This window comes from Hymenobacter mucosus (genome assembly GCF_900188255.1).
Lineage (GTDB): Bacteria > Bacteroidota > Bacteroidia > Cytophagales > Hymenobacteraceae > Hymenobacter > Hymenobacter mucosus.
The window spans coordinates 62,324-77,653 of sequence record NZ_FZNS01000009.1 but is presented as its reverse complement, the minus strand read 5'-3'; the positions used below and the strand labels follow the sequence as shown (position 1 = coordinate 77,653).

Here is a 15,330-nt window from a genome sequence, read left to right as displayed (position 1 = left end):
GTCTGACGATATGCAACTCACAAATAGAGCTAAGAAACTAGAAAAGAAGCCGATGACCTTGGCCGAGCGGGCCTACCTGCCGGCGATTTTCCAGGGCCTGAGCATCACGATGCGCCACTTCTTCATGAAGAAGGCTACCGTGCGATACCCCGAGGAAGTACGTCCATTCTCCCCCATTTTCCGTGGACTACACGTCCTGAAGCGCGACGAGCAAGGCCGGGAGCGGTGCACGGCTTGCGGTCTATGCGCTGTTGCCTGCCCAGCCGAAGCCATTACCATGGTTGCTGGCGAACGGAAGAAAGGTGAAGAAAGCTTGTACCGGGAGGAGAAGTACGCTATCAGCTACGAGATCAACATGCTGCGCTGCATCTTCTGTGGGCTTTGCGAAGAAGCTTGCCCCAAAGCTGCGGTGTACCTGCAAGCCGACAAGATTGCGCCGCCACGCTACGAGCGAGACGAGTTCATTTACGGCAAAGACCGCCTAGTTGAGCCCGTATCGCCCGATGCCCGCTCCATTCGTGGTATCCAACTGACACCTGAACAGGCCGACTCTTTACGCAGCAACTTAGCGCAGCAACCTGTATAGCCACAGCATCTGCCGTCTTGAGTGCTTCACTTAGCACGACAAAACCATTCCGTATGTCTCCTATCTTTCTCTTTTTGGCTTTTGTAGCGCTGCTAAGTGCGCTAGGTGTTGTCTTCGCTAAGAATCCAGTGCACAGCGTACTGTTTTTGATTCTGACATTCTTTGCCTTATCAGGACACTACCTGCTGCTCAATGCGCAGTTCTTGGCGGCCGTGAACATTATCGTGTATGCCGGGGCCATTATGGTGTTGTTCCTGTTCGTGATTATGTTCCTGAACCTGAACGTGGATACGGAGCCACATAAACCAGCCCTCGCCAAGATTGCGGCGGCCGTGGCTGGCGGATCGCTACTACTCATTCTGGTAGCCGCACTCAAAGATATTGCACCCACGGGTGCTCCTCAAGATGCCACTTTCGATTCTCAGATTGGTATGGTGGACCGCTTGGGCCTAGTGCTTTATCAGGACTACCTACTGCCTTTCGAGTTGGCTTCTGTACTGTTCCTCGTGGCCATGGTTGGTGCGGTAATGTTGGGCAAGCGCGAAGCAGGAGAGCGGAACTTCTAAAGAATACCCTTACTACCAACGCACGGAGCGGCAACTGAGCTATCAGTTGCCGCTCTTGTTTTTATGTATCACATTCTCTGGCAGCTAGACTACCTGAGCGCTTGTTTGCCCTCGGCTAGTTATCTGTACTATTGCTTATTTTTATTTTATTTGAATAATACAAAATTATCTATAATTGTAATTACCAGTTTATCAGCAATATCCGGTAAAATTGTAGGTCTGCTATTAGACAATCATAGTTGCATTTAACTATGAATAACAGCTCATATATCGTATGTTTTTGTGAAAATTCTGCTTGCTCTGCTATTGAGCTTGCTCACCTTCCCAGCATGGGCCCAAACGGGAGTTTGGTCATCAAAAACTGCATCATGTGATGCTGCAGTCCAAAAATTAATGAAGCGCTGGAAAATACCTGGCGCTTCGGTGGCTATTAGCAAGCAAGGAAAGCTAGTATATGCCCGGGGCTTCGGCTACTCCGACCTAGCCCGAAGCCAAGCCATGACGCCAGCTACCCTGATGCGGGTCGCTAGCGTTTCAAAACCGGTGACCTCCGTGGCTATTATGAAGCTAGTAGAAGATGGGCAGCTTACTTTACAACATAACGTATTTGGGCCAACAGGCTATCTGCAGGAACCGTACTACACAGATCTTATTACTGATCAGCGCATCTACACCATCACGGTGCGCCAATTGCTAGAACACACCGCAGGGTGGAATCGGGATGCTGGCGTGGATGGTTTCTCTAACTCTGACCCCATTGACTTTCCGCTGCACGTAGCCCAGGTAATGCAGGCCCCAAACCCCGTGGGCGACTCTACCTTAATTCGTTATTTACTAAGTAAGGAGTTGAACTTTGCGCCTGGTAGCCGTTTCGCTTATTCCAACATTGGCTATTTGATCCTAGGGAAGGTTATCGAGAAAGTAACTGGTCAGCGCTATGAAACGTGGGTGCGCAGCCACATCTTAGAGCCAGTCGGTATTCTGGAAGCACACTTAGGCCGCAATTTGCTAGCCGACAAACGGGAGAACGAAGCGGAATATTCGTGCCCGCTCACGGGGGAATCGTGCTACGGTACGGGTAAACGGGTACCATATGCCTATGGCGGAGCCAACTTAGAGGCAATGAATGCCCATGGTGGCTGGCTATTTACCGCCCGCGATTTGGTGCGCTTTTTACTAGCTGTCGATGGACTTGCTACTACCCCCGACCTGCTGCTACCTGCTACCCTTGACACCATGACAACTCCCTCGGAGGCAACAAAGCGCTATGCTAAGGGATGGATGGTCAATAAACGCGGTGTGTGGTGGCATACGGGGTGCCTCAACGGCTCTACTAGCATTGTGGCGCGCACTGCCGATGGGTATACGTGGGCTATTTTGCTCAACTCCTGCCCTAACACAAACCGTTTCTGGAACGACGTGGAGGGCTTAGGATGGGATTGTCTTAATAGCACGGCCACATGGCCCACCTACAACCTACTGCCGCCGGAGCAAAATGCTTCTCTCTTGCGGCTCACGCACGACACTCCAAGATCAGCTACGCTCACATGGAAAAACGGAAATGGCACCCACCGCTTGGTAGTAGTAAGCGAGGGAGCACCAGTAACTCGTTTTCCCATTGAAGGGCGTGCTTACGCTGGCGGCCGCACTTTCGGCCACGGGGCTTCTCTGGGAGAAGGCACATACGTAGTAGCCGCCGGCCCTGATAGCGTAGTGCAAGTAACTGGATTGCAAGCTGGCCATACGTACTATGCCCGAGTGATGGAATATCGATTTGATGAACAGGTAGGTATGGCTCCGGTTTACACATTTGATGGGAACCCCGTTTTGCGCTTCCAGTTGCCCGCCGCGGCACCACTTGCGCGGAGTAAGCCCCGTTTGGGTACCCGTAATAAAATTACAGCTGGTAAAATTCGAACCAAGAAACCCGCAGGGTTACCTAAAGTCTCCCCTACCTCAACACCAGCCGCAGGTTCCCAAGCATCCTACTTAGGCCGCATTCGAGCCCTATTAGCCTGGCCAAAACAGTAAGCTCAGTGGAAAATAAAAAGCCTTGATAGAACCAAGGCTTTTTTCAGTTACATCAGTTAGAACGAGGCATTAGAAGATTCTTCCGGAGCCTTGCGTCGCATCCACGAAGGGCTGCAGGCACCCGCCATTTTCTGGCGAAACTTCTCTTGCTCTTCTGGTGTAAGAGAAGCCATTCGAGATTCCATTTTTTGCTTCCACTGACGGCGGTGCCGAGCCCAAGCGCTGCTGCGCCCCCCGCGCCCCCACCCTCCAAATAGAATACGGGACAGTACGAGCAAGCCTATAGTCTGCCAGAAAGTGATCTGCGGCCCTTGAAATAAGGCGGGTACAAGCCAATTCCACAGGTTCATGGTAAGGTAGCCGATGGCCACCACGAATAGGACGGCAAAGAGTATAAATTTCAGGCCGCGTAGCAGCCAAAAGGAAGATTTCATGCTGTTGAATTGCTGAAGGTGGTAAACCGGATGCGCGCGAGGGGGCTGGGTAGCACAGCCGCGCCTAATCCGTGAACAGCTCGTTGTACAGAATCTGCAAGCGCTTGCGTAGATGCTGCACAGCGTAGTGTTTGCGCGAAATCAGAGTCTTAAGCGGAACACCCGTTTCTTCCTCCATTTCGCGGAAGGTTTTTTCTTCCAACTCGTGCCAGATAAACACTTCGCGCTGGGCGGTGGGCAACTCAGCTAAGGCATCGGCTAGCGCTTCCATCAGGGTTTCGCGCAGCAGGCGATTCTCAGGAGCATCATCTGGGGCGGGCAAAATGTCGGCCAGCAATAAGGCGTTTTCGTCCCCGTCAGCCGCATAGGCAGCCATTTCATTTTCCAAAGACACCGTTTTTTTACGGCGGTACAGGTCCGTGATTTTATTGCGAGCCACGCGGAACAGCCAGGCCGCAGCCTGTTCCACGGGCTTCAACACCCGGTAGCTTTCCACTAACTCGGCAAATACATCCTGCAGCACATCTTCCGCTTCTGCCGGATCGGGGATGCGGCGACGGATAAATTGCAGCAAGCGGCCGCGCTGCGCACGTACAGCCTCTTGTATCTGCTGATCCTGATAGCCAGCCGTCATGGGGTGCGGGGCGTGAAGCGTGAGGGGTAGCGTTTCCATTCTGCATAGGCAGACGGTAAAGCGTAAGAAATACTTTACGCGCTTCACAAATTCTTACCAAAGGCAAGTGCAGAGCCTCGGTTAGTAGCTGCTAACCAGGCTATATAGCGCGGAACGGGGCACTAGTTCATAAGCAGCCTACCAAGGCTACGTACTTCAACTAACAAATAACAGCAAACTATCTTCTGCGTTTTAGCTGAAGTGGTAGAGGAAGGTGATGATACCAGCGTAAGCTGGTTTGCGGCTACCTTCCACCTCCAGGGTTACTTCAATGCGCGCTTTGGCAATACCCCGCAGATCTTTTACCGACATCAACTTAGCTCGCAGGCGAACTTGGCTACCTACTACGACGGCTTGGTTGAAGCGCAGGCTCTCTATTTCGTAGTTCACCTGCATCTTCAGATTCTCAATCGTAACAATCTGATTCCAGAGGTAGGGCAGCAGTGCTACTGTGAGGTAGCCGTGCGCAATAGTAGCTCCAAAAGGCGACTCCGTCCGGGCACGTTCTGCGTCCAGGTGAATCCATTGGAAGTCGAGCGTAGCCGCTGCAAACTGGTTGATTTGCTCCTGAGTAATGGTATGATAGGGCGATACGCCGAGCTCCTGTTCTTCGTACTGTTGTAGTTCAGCTAAGCTGCTAATGGTAAGGCTCATTCGAGAGTGGGTTGGGTGTGAGGGGACGAATGTACGGCAGATACCCGTTTGGGACGCAAATCAGGGCTTTTTTGCGGATTAGTAGCCGAGCTTTGAATGCTCTAGATAGGCGGTGATTTTTAATCAGATAAGAATCATTTAGCCGAGCTTACTACTGCGAAAAAAGCCCCATCTCGATTTCGCCCAGAAAGGGGGTAGAATTAGGGCCGGTGTTTCCGAATTTCAGCTAGCTTTGCCAGCTAGTAGTTCCTCACTCCCCCGTGAGTGAGGACGTCCTTTCGCCGTCAGCCTTCCCGCATGGACCAGAACATACCGCAGGTCATCCAAACGGTTCCTCTTCAGTATTACGTTTTTTTCGCCACCGCATTGTTCTCCATTGGTGTGCTAGGCGTGCTCACCCGACGTAATGCAATTATCATCTTTATGTGCGTAGAGCTAATGCTTAACGCTGTGAACGTGCTGCTGACGGCTTTTTCGGCGTATCGCGCTGATGCCAACGGACAAATATTTGTGTTTTTCATCATGGCTGTGGCTGCCGCCGAAGTAGCAGTAGGCCTAGCTATTATCGTGATGATATACCGCAACCTTCAGAATACCGATGTCAACCTGCTAAATCGACTGAAGTTCTGAGTTAGGTTTGGAAGGCCTCGGGCGCAGAAGAGTTGTATTGGTGCGTATCACTAGTACAGAACCCGACAGTTGCCCTTGGCCCTAAGCTCCCTAGGCCCCATCATATGCAAGAACAAGTAACGCAAGTAATTCCCGCTGCCGGCGCCCCGTACTCCACCTTTTTGTACGTGCTTATTCCGCTGCTGCCGTTTTTGGGCTTTCTTATTAATGGGTTGCTGAACCGACGCTTGTCGGGCACGGTAGCCGGTCTGATTGGGAGTGCGGCGGTGCTGGGCTCCTTCCTGATTTCGGTTATGCTGTTTGCCAACTTCCAGGCGCCCTACGTGGTTACGCTGTTCGACTGGATTTCGGTGGACTCCATGCAAATCCCCTTCTCCTACCAGATTGATCAGCTGAGCCTGATTATGCTGCTGCTGGTGACGGGCGTGGGTTTCCTGATTCACGTGTACAGTATCGGCTACATGCACCACGACGAGAATGTGGGCAAGTTTTTCAGCTTCTTGAACCTGTTTGTGTTCAGCATGCTGGTACTGGTACTGGGTGCCAACTTCGTTATTCTGTTTATTGGCTGGGAAGGCGTGGGACTCTGTTCGTACCTGCTTATCGGCTTCTGGAACAAGAACACCAACTATAACAACGCTGCTAAGAAAGCATTCATCATCAACCGCGTTGGGGACTTAGGCTTCCTGCTCGGCATTTTCCTGATCTACCTCACCTTCAACTCGGTGCAGTTTGGTGAGGTATTTCAAAAGGCGGCACTAGGCCAATTCGGGCCGTATTCTGTGAGCGTAGTCACGATCATTACGTTGCTGCTATTTGTGGGTGCTACCGGTAAATCGGCTCAGTTGCCACTCTACACCTGGCTGCCCGACGCCATGGCCGGTCCTACTCCGGTTTCGGCTCTGATTCACGCTGCCACCATGGTTACGGCAGGCATCTATATGATTCTGCGGGCCAATGTGCTGTTTACCTTAGCCCCTGAAACGCTCGAAGTTATTGCCATCATCGGCGCAGCTACGGCCCTGTTTGCTGCTACCATTGGTTTGGCCCAAAACGATATCAAGAAGGTTCTGGCTTACTCCACCGTTTCGCAGTTGGGCTACATGTTCCTGGCCTTGGGCGTGATGGGCTACAGCACCAGCTTGTTCCATGTTTTGACTCACGCCTTCTTCAAGGCGCTGATGTTCCTGGGTGCAGGCTCCGTGATTCACGCCATGAGCAACGAGCAGGATATGCGCCGCATGGGCGGCCTGCGCAAGGCACTGCCCATCACCTTTATCACCTTCTTGATTGGCTGCTTGGCCATTGCGGGTATTCCGCCCTTCTCAGGCTTCTTCTCTAAAGATGAAATTCTGCTGCATGCCTATGAGCATAGCAAAGTGCTGTATGCAGTAGGCTTGTTCACGGCTTTCCTGACGGCATTTTACATGTTCCGCCTGCTGTTCCTGACGTTCTTCGGCGAGTTCCGGGGTACGGAGGAGCAGAAACACCATCTGCACGAGTCGCCGGCTTCCATGACACTGCCACTTATTGTGCTGGCCATTCTGGCTGCTGTAGGAGGCTTCCTAAATGCTCCGCTAGTGTTGGGGCGCGGCTACCTCGCTGACTTTCTCGCCCCTTTATTCACTTACTCCCAGAAGATTAACCCGACTGCTTTCGGGGCTGAGGTTGACCACGCCACCGAGTTTATGCTCATTGGTCTTTCGGTAGGAGCTGGCGTGCTAGGCATTATCCTAGCTTACGTGCAGTATGTAAGCCGCGGCGTACGCCCAGCAGAAGACGGTGAGTCGCGCGGCTTCCTGGAAAACCTGCTTTACCACAAGTACTACATTGATGAGCTGTACAACACCTTATTTGTGCGTCCCATTATGGGCCTCTCGAAAGGACTGTACCGCTTCGTGGAGAACGGCATCATTGACCCCATTGTGAACGGCTTTGGTCGCCTGACCATGGGTGGCGGCCAACTTCTGCGCTATGTACAGACTGGTTCCGTGGAAACCTACCTCATCTTAATGGTTGTGGGCATCGTGTTGGTGATGGCGCTGAACTTTGTGAAGTTTTAGCATATGCTTGGCGTCTTATTTTTAGCCGATGTTGAAACAAGTTTCTCCCTTTTTGGGGTCTTGGTTATCCTCACTGGCTATCTGATGCCTGCTATCTTCGGCCGCGACCAACAAAATGCCCGGGCTATATTTTTCATAAACCTGCTTTTGGGCTGGACTATCATTGGATGGCTTATTGCCCTTCATTTTGCGCTCAAATTGTCGCCTACTGATAAAGAAGCTATTGCCTCGCATCAATTACGGCGTCATCGGAATAACCTGATTAGCTAATGCTGACTGTCCTTCTCCTACTCTGGCCCGTGGCGGCCGCCCTGCTGCTGCACTTCTTCAAAGGCCGTGCGGCCCGGATTCCAGCGCTGGGCGCGGCTTTAGTTGAATTTGCGCTAGCAGCCTACGCGGCTATTTCATTCAGCGCTGACGCTACCGGGCAATTCTCGCTAAACCTACCGTGGATTAGCTCTGCTGGTATCAACTTCCACGTGGGAATGGACGGGCTAAGTTTGTCGCTGGTGTTGTTGACGGCTTTTCTGGTGCCCATTATCTTGCTGAGCGCCTTTCGCCGCAACTTCGAAAACGAGTCGGTGTTTTATGCACTGGTGTTGTTTATGGAGACCGGACTGGTAGGCGTATTCACGGCTCAGGATGCTTTTCTCTTTTACTTCTTCTGGGAGGTAGCACTGATTCCAATTTACTTTCTGGCCGGCGTATGGGGCGGTGCCAACCGCGCCAAAGTCACATTTAAATTCTTCCTCTACACTATCGTTGGTTCGCTATTTATGCTGGCCGGCTTTGTGTACCTCTACTTCCAAACTGGTCCCACGGCGAATGGCCTTTCGGCACACAATTCCGAACTGCTTTCCTTCTATAATCTAAATCTGCCGATTGCGACGCAAGTGTGGCTGTTTTGGCTGATTTTCGCAGCCTTCGCCGTGAAGATGCCCATCTTCCCCTTCCATACCTGGCAGCCGGATACCTACACCGAAGCACCGGCCCCGGCTACTATGCTTCTCTCGGGCATCATGCTGAAAATGGGCATTTACGGCTGCTTGCGTTGGCTGCTGCCGGTAGTGCCCCAAGGCACGGCATACTGGCAAAACCTAGTGCTGATTCTGGCCATCATTGGGATTATCTATGGTGCCATCATCGCCATTCGCCAGCAGGACGTGAAGCGGCTTATTGCCTACTCCTCCTTGTCTCACGTGGGACTAATGATAGCCGGCATTTTTTCCTTCACGGAGATGGGGATGCAGGGCGCCAGCATTCAGATGTTGGCCCACGGCGTAAACGTAGTAGGCATGTTCTTCATTGCCGATGCCATTGAGCGCCGGACGGGCACCCGCCAGATTGACGACTTAGGAGGCCTTACCCGCCAGGCCCCTGTGCTGACGGTGTGCTTTCTAGTACTGCTACTGGGCACTGTTGCGCTGCCCCTTACCAATGGTTTCGTGGGCGAGTTCCTCTTGCTCGCCGGTGTGTATAAGTACAATGCTTGGATGGGTGCCGTAGCTGGCATCACCATCATTCTGAGCGCCGTGTACTTATTGCGCATGTTCCAGCGCGTGATGCTGGGCCCCGACTCGTCATTCACCGCTACCTTCACCGACCTGACGGGAAGTGAACTAGCCTTGCTGGTACCGCTTATTGTGCTGGTGTTCTGGATTGGGCTGTTTCCGAATACCTTCTTGCACTTGTCGAAAGACAGCGTGTTGAACATTCTGAACGAAGTAGTAATCCGCTAAACTGATAGTAGTCCATGGCCTTGAGCCGCGGCAGCTACATCCTACGCTAATGAATTCAATCATTCTACTTTCCGTTCTGGGCCTCGGCAATCTATTTCTAGGATTCCGCCGCTCCAACCGGCTCCTGCTGCCCGCGGCCATGCTCATCCTCGGCCTAGTGCTCACGGTGAATTTTATTGACTGGAACCAGGGCCCACAGTCGTTTTTCAACGATATGCTGGTCGTCGATAACTTCTCCATTGCCTTCACTGGCATTGTGCTACTGACGGCCTTGCTACTCATTCCCTTCTCAGAAAAATACGTCCTCGACGGCGAAGCAAGCCTAGCCGAATACTATTCGCTGCTGCTGTTTTCCTTGGTTGGAGCCATTATGCTGGTGAGCTATAACCACCTGCTGATGCTGTTCTTGGGTATCGAGACGCTGAGCATTGCCATGTATGTGCTGGCGGGGTCCGATAAGCGCAACTTGCGCTCCAACGAGGCGGCCCTCAAATACTTCCTAATGGGCGCATTTGCCACTGGCATCCTACTCTTTGGCATGGCCCTAGTGTACGGTGCTACCGGCACCTTCGTACTGCGCGACATCAGCTTTGCCGTGCAGAATCCTGTGAACGACTCTCTGAGGCCCATGCTCTACATCGGCATGCTGATGATGCTGATTGGCATTGGGTTTAAAGTATCGGCTGCTCCTTTCCATTTCTGGACTCCTGACGTGTACGAGGGTACCCCTACCTTCTTTACTGCGTTTATGAGCACGGTGGTAAAAACCGCCGGTTTTGCGGCCTTTCTCAAGCTGTTGGTACAAGCATTTCCTGCGGCTTCGGCTCAGGGATTGTGGCTACCTACACTTACGGCCATGTGCGTGCTTACCTTACTTATTGGCAACGTGGGAGCAGTAGCCCAAACCAGCCTCAAGCGGATGCTGGCATACTCTAGCGTATCGCACGCGGGCTATTTGCTAATTGGCCTAGTGGCGTTCAATGGGCAGTTGGAGGGCGCGTCAGCTAACGGCATTTTCTTCTACTCCTTAGCTTATTCAATTGCTACTGTGGCCGCATTTGGGGTGCTGCAGTTGGTAGCCAACGCCCGCATGCGCGAAGACTACAATGGGCTGAATGGCTTAGCGAAAACAAATCCCTTGCTGGCTTTTGTGCTGACGATAGCCATGCTCTCGTTGGCCGGCATTCCCCTCACGGGTGGGTTCTTTGGTAAGTTCTTTGTGTTCTCAGCAGCGGTAGAGAATGGCTACATTGGCTTAGTAGTGTTTGCAGTAGTCATGTCAATGGTAAGCATCTACTACTACCTCCGCCCCATCATTGCTATGTATATGCACGACACGGATGAAACCACTGCTGCCTTAGTGCCTGTATCAAGCTTCCAGTCGGGCGCACTTCTACTGTTGGCTCTGCTAACGGTAGTGCTAGGTGTACTACCCGGCTTGGTAAGCGGTATTCTATAGCCCGCACCATATATCAGCGCCAAAACAAACAGCGCGGCCTTTTAGGGGCCGCGCTGTTTGTTTTGGCATTTGACTGTACTCGTACTCTCCTAGTGCCCGGCCGCGGCGGCTTTCACTTCCCGCCGATACAATCGGTATGAATACCCATATATAACTACGGTGGCACCCAGTAAACCCACAGTCAGCACAGTTGTAGCTACAGGCGCAGACCATACCAGTGCTAACAAGGCGCTCAGCATGCCGATAGTAAAAAATAGCCACCCACCTAGCCGGTGCGTACGGGCCCAGATACGCGGAAACTCCAGTGCCCATGGCGTCTTGAAGCCCACAAAGTAGTTAGGTTGCACAGTGGTCAGGTAGTTGCCCAGGGCGGCAATGAACAGGCCCACCAGCACCAGCAAGGCCCGGCTAAACTGCACACCGGGGTGCAAAGCCGTATATAGGCTAAATAGGCTTATGCAACTCATTAGCGCAACCAATGCCAGCTGTAACTTCTGGTAGTTGACGGTGCCATCATTCAGTTGCTGCTTGGGGTCCAGTTGGGGTAAGAAGCGCATCAGCAAGTAGGTACCCAGCGGTAATGCAAGGCAGAGCACCCACATGTTCTTCTTTGCCGTGAAACCATCAGCCTCCCCATCGATGCCGAAATGAGTAGGAATCTGAGCGGGCAACGCCGACCACGTACACGCTAAATACACAGTTGGTAGTACTACGGCCAGCAAAGTGAGTACATTCCAGATAGTGAGTTTCGGTTTCATGGCTTGGATTCATTAGTGGGTTTAAACTGTAGTAACCAGCTTAGTAGCTCGTCCACCACCGTCATATTCAGTGTATAGGTTACAAATTGTCCCTGCTTGTCGCTGGTCACCAGCTCAGCTTGCCGGAGCAGGTCGAGGTGGTGGCTGATCGTAGGCCTAGAAAACTGGAAGTAGTCGGCTATTTCCCCGGCAGTGCGTGGCTGTTCCCGCAGCAATTCTAGAATAGCTCGGCGCGTGGGGTCATTTAGTGCTTTAAATAGAGCGTTCAAGACTGATTAGTTATTTAGACAAATATCTAAATAACTTTCCCATTGTCAACATTCAGCTTCCAATATATTTTGGGTTGTTGCGGCTCGAAAAGCACAACGGCCTGCGCAGTCAAACTACGCAGGCCGTTGTGAATTATTTTCTCCTTCACCTACCCTTACTGCTATTTTGGCAAGGGCAGTGTCTAGTGCCTTACGCTCCAATGACAGCGGGCCGCAGCTTAGTTCAGCAAGACGTTCGGGGGCTTTAATTTACCTCAATCATGGCTTTAATAACGCCAGTAGCAGGGTTGAGCCAACTGCTGAATTCCGACTGTACCTGTTCAAACGGCACGCGATGAGTGATGTATGTGGTGGGTCTTACCAAGCCGGCTTTCATGGAGGTAATAACGTGCTCGAAATCTTCGCGCGTGGCATTGCGACTGCTCATCAGTGTAGCTTCGCGCTTATGAAATTCTGGATGCGAGAAATTCAGCTCGCCTTTTTGCAAGCCTACTAGCACGTAGCGGCCACCATGCGCCAGGTAGTGAAATCCTTGGTTGATGGCCTTTAAGCTGCCAGTAGCATCAATAACCACGGTAGGCATGTCGCCGCCAGTTATGGCCCGCAGCTGCTCGGCTACATCGGGGGCGGTGGCTTGCACGGTATGCGCCACGTGCAGATGCTCCCGGCAGAAGGCGAGGCGCTGTTCGTTAATATCGAGGGCAATGACCTGGCCCCCCGCAATGCGCGCAAACTCCATAATGCCCAGCCCAATAGGCCCAGCCCCTACTACCAGCACAAACTCACCGGGTTGCACACCCGCGCGGCGTACGCCGTGCGCGCCAATGGCCAATGGTTCTACTAAGGCCAGTTCGTCGGGGCTCAGGCCTTGGCCAGCTACCAGGGCGCTGGTCGGCACTACCAGATACTCGCCCATGCCGCCGTCGCTGTGCACGCCACACACGTTGATGTGGGTGCAGCAGTTGGGGCGGCCGGCCCGGCAAGCTACGCAAGTGCCACAGCTGAAATAGGGAATAAAAGTAACGGCCTCCCCCACAGGAAAGCCGGACACCGGCGTTACAAGCTCTCCCGCCAACTCGTGGCCAAGTACGCGCGGGTACGCAAAAAAGGGCTGGGTACCTTCGTAGGCGTGCAAATCGGTGCCGCAGATACCAATACGCCGAATGCGCAACAAGGCTTGCCCTTGGGCCGGCACGGGCGGCGTGCGATGCTCGTAGCGGAACTGGCCGGGCTCAACACATACCAACGTATTCATAGGAAAAGACTTCTTAAAGCTGATAGAATGCCGTAGCGTTGCCGCCCCAAAAAAGCGCCTGCTCGGCCGCAGAAAAGGTAGTGAGGTGGTGCTGCGCTAGCTCCACCACGGCTCCGTAGCCACCTGCCACCTGGCACACTGGCCAGTCGGAGCCAAACAGAAGACGACGAGGCCCAAAGGCTTCGAATACGACGTCGAGGTAGGGCCGAAAATCCTGGGGCTGCCACTGCTGCCAGTCGGCCTCCGTCACCATACCTGACACTTTACAGCTCACGTTATCGTGTTGGGCCAAGGCCCGCAGATCAGCGGCCCAGGTGCCTACCTCCCCCGCTTTAATAGGCGGTTTGGCAATGTGGTCGAGCACAAAGCGTTGCTGGGGGAAAGCGGCTACCAACTCCGTTGCGTACCGGAGTTGGTCGGGAAAAACCAGTAAATCGTAGGTGTAGCCGTGGCGTTCCAGCGCAGCAATGCCCCGCCGAAAGGCTGGCGTAAGCATAAGGGCGCGGTCGGCCTCGCCTTGCAGCACGTGGCGGAAGCCTTTCAGCTTTGGAAACTGCTGGTAGTAGGCCAACCGCTCCGCCACAGCAGCGGCCTGCAAATCTACCCAACCTACTACGCCTTTAATGAATTCATACTGATCGGCTTGGCGTAGCTGAAAGTCATTTTCAGCTTCCGACTGATCGGATTGCACCACCACGCTTCCGGCAAAGCCATGCTGACGGAGCAAGGGTGCTAGGTCGGGCGGGAGAAAGTCGCGCTGAATAGCGGCCATGGGCTCGTCAATCCAAGCGTCGCGTACCGGGTTATACTGCCAGAAGTGCTGGTGGGCATCAATTTTCAGCAGTGCTGATGGTTCGTGGGTCATGGCTTAGTGCGCGGCTACCAGCGTAATTTTCTTTACGCTGCTGTTTTTAAGGGCAAAGTAGAACACGACCAGAAAGCAGAGGGCCGGCACGATGTAGGCCACCTGAATACTGGTCATATCAGACACGCGGCCCATAATGACGGGGAATACTGCCCCACCTACAATAGCCATAATCACCAAGGATGAGCCTTCCTTAGTTTTGGCGCCCAGCCCACGTATGCTCAGTGAGAAGATGGTAGGAAACATGATGGACATGAAAAACTCTACCGCCAGCAGCGCATACACCGACAGCTTGCCAGGCAGAACTACGGCCAACAGCACCAGAAAAAAGTTGAGCAAGCTATACAAGGCCAGCAGCCGCGACGCGGCCACGTAGCGCATCAGCAGAGTGCCAATGAAGCGCCCTACCATGAAGCCTAGCAGCGCGCCGGCCAGATACAAGGCGGCCTGTTTCTCCCCAATGCCGGCTACGCGGCCCGCAAACCGGATAAAGAAGCTACTCACGCACACTTGCGCGCCCACGTAGAAAAACTGCGCCATCACCCCTAGCAGCAGGTTTTTCTCCTGGAGAATAGAGCGCCCCTCCTCCCCGGCTGTGTCGGTTTCAATGATGTCGGGCAGGCGGGTGAAGTAGAGCAGCACGGCTACCAGCAACACTACCCCTCCAATGAGTAGGTAAGGCACCTGCACCGTGGCGGCTTCCGCATCTAGATATGCGGTCAGCTGGGGGGCCGTCATGCTGGCTTCCTGCTGGGCCGTCAGGGTCTTGCCCGATAAGATGAACAACCCACCCAGAAACGGCGCCAGCGTGGAGGCCAGCCCGTTGAAAGACTGCGCGAAGTTGATGCGCTGGGTGGCACCGCTCGGGTCGCCTAGCACGGTGATGTAGGGATTAGCAGCCGTTTCCAGGAACGTGAGGCCACAGGCAATAACGAACAGGGCACTCAGGAAGAACACGTAGGAGCGAGCCGCTGCCGCGGGGTAAAACAGAAAAGCTCCCAACGCGAATAACAGTAGCCCTACCAAAATACCACCCTTGTAGCCGTAGCGCTTCATAAACTGCCCGGCTGGAAGAGCCAGCAGAAAATAGGCGACGTAGGAAGCCGAGTCAATAAACGCCGACTGTGCATCCGTCAGCTGACAGGCTTTCTTGAGGTGAGGAATAAGAATGGGGTTCAGGTTGAGCGCAAAGCCCCAAAGAAAGAACAGGGACGTAATCAGGCCAACGGCAAAGACGCTTTTGCGGGTACTCATGGGCGGGAGGTGTAGGGGGAGCGGAAAGTGCGTAGTAACAGTACCAAGCTGGCTACCGGCCTTGTTCTAGGGTAGGTAAGGAGCAGCAGGTTTG

The 15,330-nt window shown here is 53.3% G+C and carries 16 protein-coding genes; 8 read left to right on the top strand and 8 right to left on the bottom strand.

Translation table 11 applies throughout. The annotated features are described in order from the left end of the window. Nucleotides 1-10 precede the first annotated feature (10 nt). The 3 genes from CHB83_RS18120 (at nucleotide 11) to CHB83_RS18110 (ending at nucleotide 3,183) form a co-directional block, all read left to right on the top strand. On the top strand, nucleotides 11-586 hold the full coding sequence (locus CHB83_RS18120) for a NuoI/complex I 23 kDa subunit family protein (RefSeq protein WP_045687919.1): 576 nt from the start codon (nucleotides 11-13) through the stop codon (nucleotides 584-586). Nucleotides 587-639: 53 nt separating this feature from the next. Beyond that, nucleotides 640-1,152: an NADH-quinone oxidoreductase subunit J family protein gene (locus CHB83_RS18115; protein WP_045687920.1), complete on the top strand. Its 513-nt coding sequence runs from the start codon at nucleotides 640-642 to the stop codon at nucleotides 1,150-1,152. Nucleotides 1,153-1,434: 282 nt separating this feature from the next. Further along, the gene (locus CHB83_RS18110; protein WP_262490737.1) at nucleotides 1,435-3,183 is read left to right on the top strand and encodes a serine hydrolase domain-containing protein; all 1,749 of its coding nucleotides are present in this window, start codon (nucleotides 1,435-1,437) and stop codon (nucleotides 3,181-3,183) included. 56 nt (nucleotides 3,184-3,239) lie between these two features. On the opposite strand, the gene CHB83_RS18105 is transcribed toward CHB83_RS18110, so the two are convergent. The 3 genes from CHB83_RS18105 to CHB83_RS18095 form a co-directional block, all read right to left on the bottom strand. Beyond that, on the bottom strand, nucleotides 3,240-3,617 hold the full coding sequence (locus CHB83_RS18105) for a hypothetical protein (protein ID WP_045687921.1): 378 nt from the start codon (nucleotides 3,615-3,617) through the stop codon (nucleotides 3,240-3,242). A gap of 64 nt (nucleotides 3,618-3,681) precedes the next feature. Next, nucleotides 3,682-4,290 carry an RNA polymerase sigma factor gene (locus CHB83_RS18100; RefSeq protein ID WP_218823195.1) on the bottom strand — a complete coding sequence of 203 codons (609 nt, stop codon included), beginning with the start codon at nucleotides 4,288-4,290 and terminating at the stop codon, nucleotides 3,682-3,684. Nucleotides 4,291-4,482: 192 nt separating this feature from the next. Further along, nucleotides 4,483-4,944, bottom strand: a complete 462-nt coding sequence (locus tag CHB83_RS18095) for a MaoC family dehydratase (protein ID WP_089333628.1) — start codon at nucleotides 4,942-4,944, stop codon at nucleotides 4,483-4,485. A gap of 297 nt (nucleotides 4,945-5,241) precedes the next feature. Here CHB83_RS18095 and nuoK point away from each other — a divergent pair, with 297 nt between their 5' ends. The 5 genes from nuoK (at nucleotide 5,242) to CHB83_RS18070 (ending at nucleotide 10,835) form a co-directional block, all read left to right on the top strand. After that, entirely contained in the window at nucleotides 5,242-5,574 is a 333-nt protein-coding gene (nuoK, locus tag CHB83_RS18090) for an NADH-quinone oxidoreductase subunit NuoK (RefSeq protein ID WP_045687923.1), read from the top strand. A gap of 104 nt (nucleotides 5,575-5,678) precedes the next feature. Continuing rightward, nucleotides 5,679-7,637 carry an NADH-quinone oxidoreductase subunit L gene (gene nuoL, locus CHB83_RS18085; RefSeq protein ID WP_089333627.1) on the top strand — a complete coding sequence of 653 codons (1,959 nt, stop codon included), beginning with the start codon at nucleotides 5,679-5,681 and terminating at the stop codon, nucleotides 7,635-7,637. 3 nt (nucleotides 7,638-7,640) lie between these two features. Further along, nucleotides 7,641-7,907, top strand: a complete 267-nt coding sequence (locus CHB83_RS18080; protein ID WP_052695099.1) for a superinfection immunity protein — start codon at nucleotides 7,641-7,643, stop codon at nucleotides 7,905-7,907. Continuing rightward, nucleotides 7,907-9,376 carry a complex I subunit 4 family protein gene (locus CHB83_RS18075; RefSeq protein ID WP_089333626.1) on the top strand — a complete coding sequence of 490 codons (1,470 nt, stop codon included), beginning with the start codon at nucleotides 7,907-7,909 and terminating at the stop codon, nucleotides 9,374-9,376. Before CHB83_RS18080 ends, CHB83_RS18075 begins: the two co-directional genes overlap by 1 nt. Before the next feature lie 49 nt (nucleotides 9,377-9,425). Beyond that, nucleotides 9,426-10,835, top strand: a complete 1,410-nt coding sequence (locus tag CHB83_RS18070) for an NADH-quinone oxidoreductase subunit N (protein WP_089333625.1) — start codon at nucleotides 9,426-9,428, stop codon at nucleotides 10,833-10,835. A gap of 89 nt (nucleotides 10,836-10,924) precedes the next feature. On the opposite strand, the gene CHB83_RS18065 is transcribed toward CHB83_RS18070, so the two are convergent. From CHB83_RS18065 to fucP, 5 genes are all read right to left on the bottom strand, one after another. Beyond that, entirely contained in the window at nucleotides 10,925-11,593 is a 669-nt protein-coding gene (locus CHB83_RS18065; RefSeq protein ID WP_089333624.1) for an SdpI family protein, read from the bottom strand. Then, nucleotides 11,590-11,862 (bottom strand): autorepressor SdpR family transcription factor, encoded by a 273-nt coding sequence (locus tag CHB83_RS18060; RefSeq protein WP_045687926.1) that lies wholly within the window; start codon nucleotides 11,860-11,862, stop codon nucleotides 11,590-11,592. The genes CHB83_RS18065 and CHB83_RS18060 overlap by 4 nt, the downstream gene beginning before the upstream one ends. 244 nt (nucleotides 11,863-12,106) lie before the next feature. Then, nucleotides 12,107-13,117: a zinc-binding alcohol dehydrogenase family protein gene (locus CHB83_RS18055; RefSeq protein ID WP_055562198.1), complete on the bottom strand. Its 1,011-nt coding sequence runs from the start codon at nucleotides 13,115-13,117 to the stop codon at nucleotides 12,107-12,109. 13 nt (nucleotides 13,118-13,130) lie between these two features. Beyond that, a complete protein-coding gene (locus CHB83_RS18050) occupies nucleotides 13,131-13,982 on the bottom strand; it encodes an amidohydrolase family protein (protein WP_245855383.1) in 852 nt (283 codons plus the stop codon). A gap of 3 nt (nucleotides 13,983-13,985) precedes the next feature. Continuing rightward, nucleotides 13,986-15,236 carry an L-fucose:H+ symporter permease gene (gene fucP / locus CHB83_RS18045; RefSeq protein WP_089333623.1) on the bottom strand — a complete coding sequence of 417 codons (1,251 nt, stop codon included), beginning with the start codon at nucleotides 15,234-15,236 and terminating at the stop codon, nucleotides 13,986-13,988. Nucleotides 15,237-15,330 lie beyond the last annotated feature (94 nt).

What these genes read in the sequence shown, in the direction of transcription:
- CHB83_RS18105 (WP_045687921.1), bottom strand. Translation starts at nt 3,617, where the DNA reads ATGAAATCTTCCTTTTGGCTGCTACGCGGCCTGAAATTTATACTCTTT.
- nuoK (WP_045687923.1), top strand. Translation starts at nt 5,242, where the DNA reads ATGGACCAGAACATACCGCAGGTCATCCAAACGGTTCCTCTTCAGTAT.
- CHB83_RS18095 (WP_089333628.1), bottom strand. Translation starts at nt 4,944, where the DNA reads ATGAGCCTTACCATTAGCAGCTTAGCTGAACTACAACAGTACGAAGAA.
- CHB83_RS18080 (WP_052695099.1), top strand. Translation starts at nt 7,641, where the DNA reads ATGCTTGGCGTCTTATTTTTAGCCGATGTTGAAACAAGTTTCTCCCTT.
- CHB83_RS18100 (WP_218823195.1), bottom strand. Translation starts at nt 4,290, where the DNA reads ATGGAAACGCTACCCCTCACGCTTCACGCCCCGCACCCCATGACGGCT.
- CHB83_RS18120 (WP_045687919.1), top strand. Translation starts at nt 11, where the DNA reads ATGCAACTCACAAATAGAGCTAAGAAACTAGAAAAGAAGCCGATGACC.
- CHB83_RS18055 (WP_055562198.1), bottom strand. Translation starts at nt 13,117, where the DNA reads ATGAATACGTTGGTATGTGTTGAGCCCGGCCAGTTCCGCTACGAGCAT.
- CHB83_RS18115 (WP_045687920.1), top strand. Translation starts at nt 640, where the DNA reads ATGTCTCCTATCTTTCTCTTTTTGGCTTTTGTAGCGCTGCTAAGTGCG.
- nuoL (WP_089333627.1), top strand. Translation starts at nt 5,679, where the DNA reads ATGCAAGAACAAGTAACGCAAGTAATTCCCGCTGCCGGCGCCCCGTAC.
- CHB83_RS18065 (WP_089333624.1), bottom strand. Translation starts at nt 11,593, where the DNA reads ATGAAACCGAAACTCACTATCTGGAATGTACTCACTTTGCTGGCCGTA.
- CHB83_RS18050 (WP_245855383.1), bottom strand. Translation starts at nt 13,982, where the DNA reads ATGACCCACGAACCATCAGCACTGCTGAAAATTGATGCCCACCAGCAC.
- fucP (WP_089333623.1), bottom strand. Translation starts at nt 15,236, where the DNA reads ATGAGTACCCGCAAAAGCGTCTTTGCCGTTGGCCTGATTACGTCCCTG.
- CHB83_RS18075 (WP_089333626.1), top strand. Translation starts at nt 7,907, where the DNA reads ATGCTGACTGTCCTTCTCCTACTCTGGCCCGTGGCGGCCGCCCTGCTG.
- CHB83_RS18070 (WP_089333625.1), top strand. Translation starts at nt 9,426, where the DNA reads ATGAATTCAATCATTCTACTTTCCGTTCTGGGCCTCGGCAATCTATTT.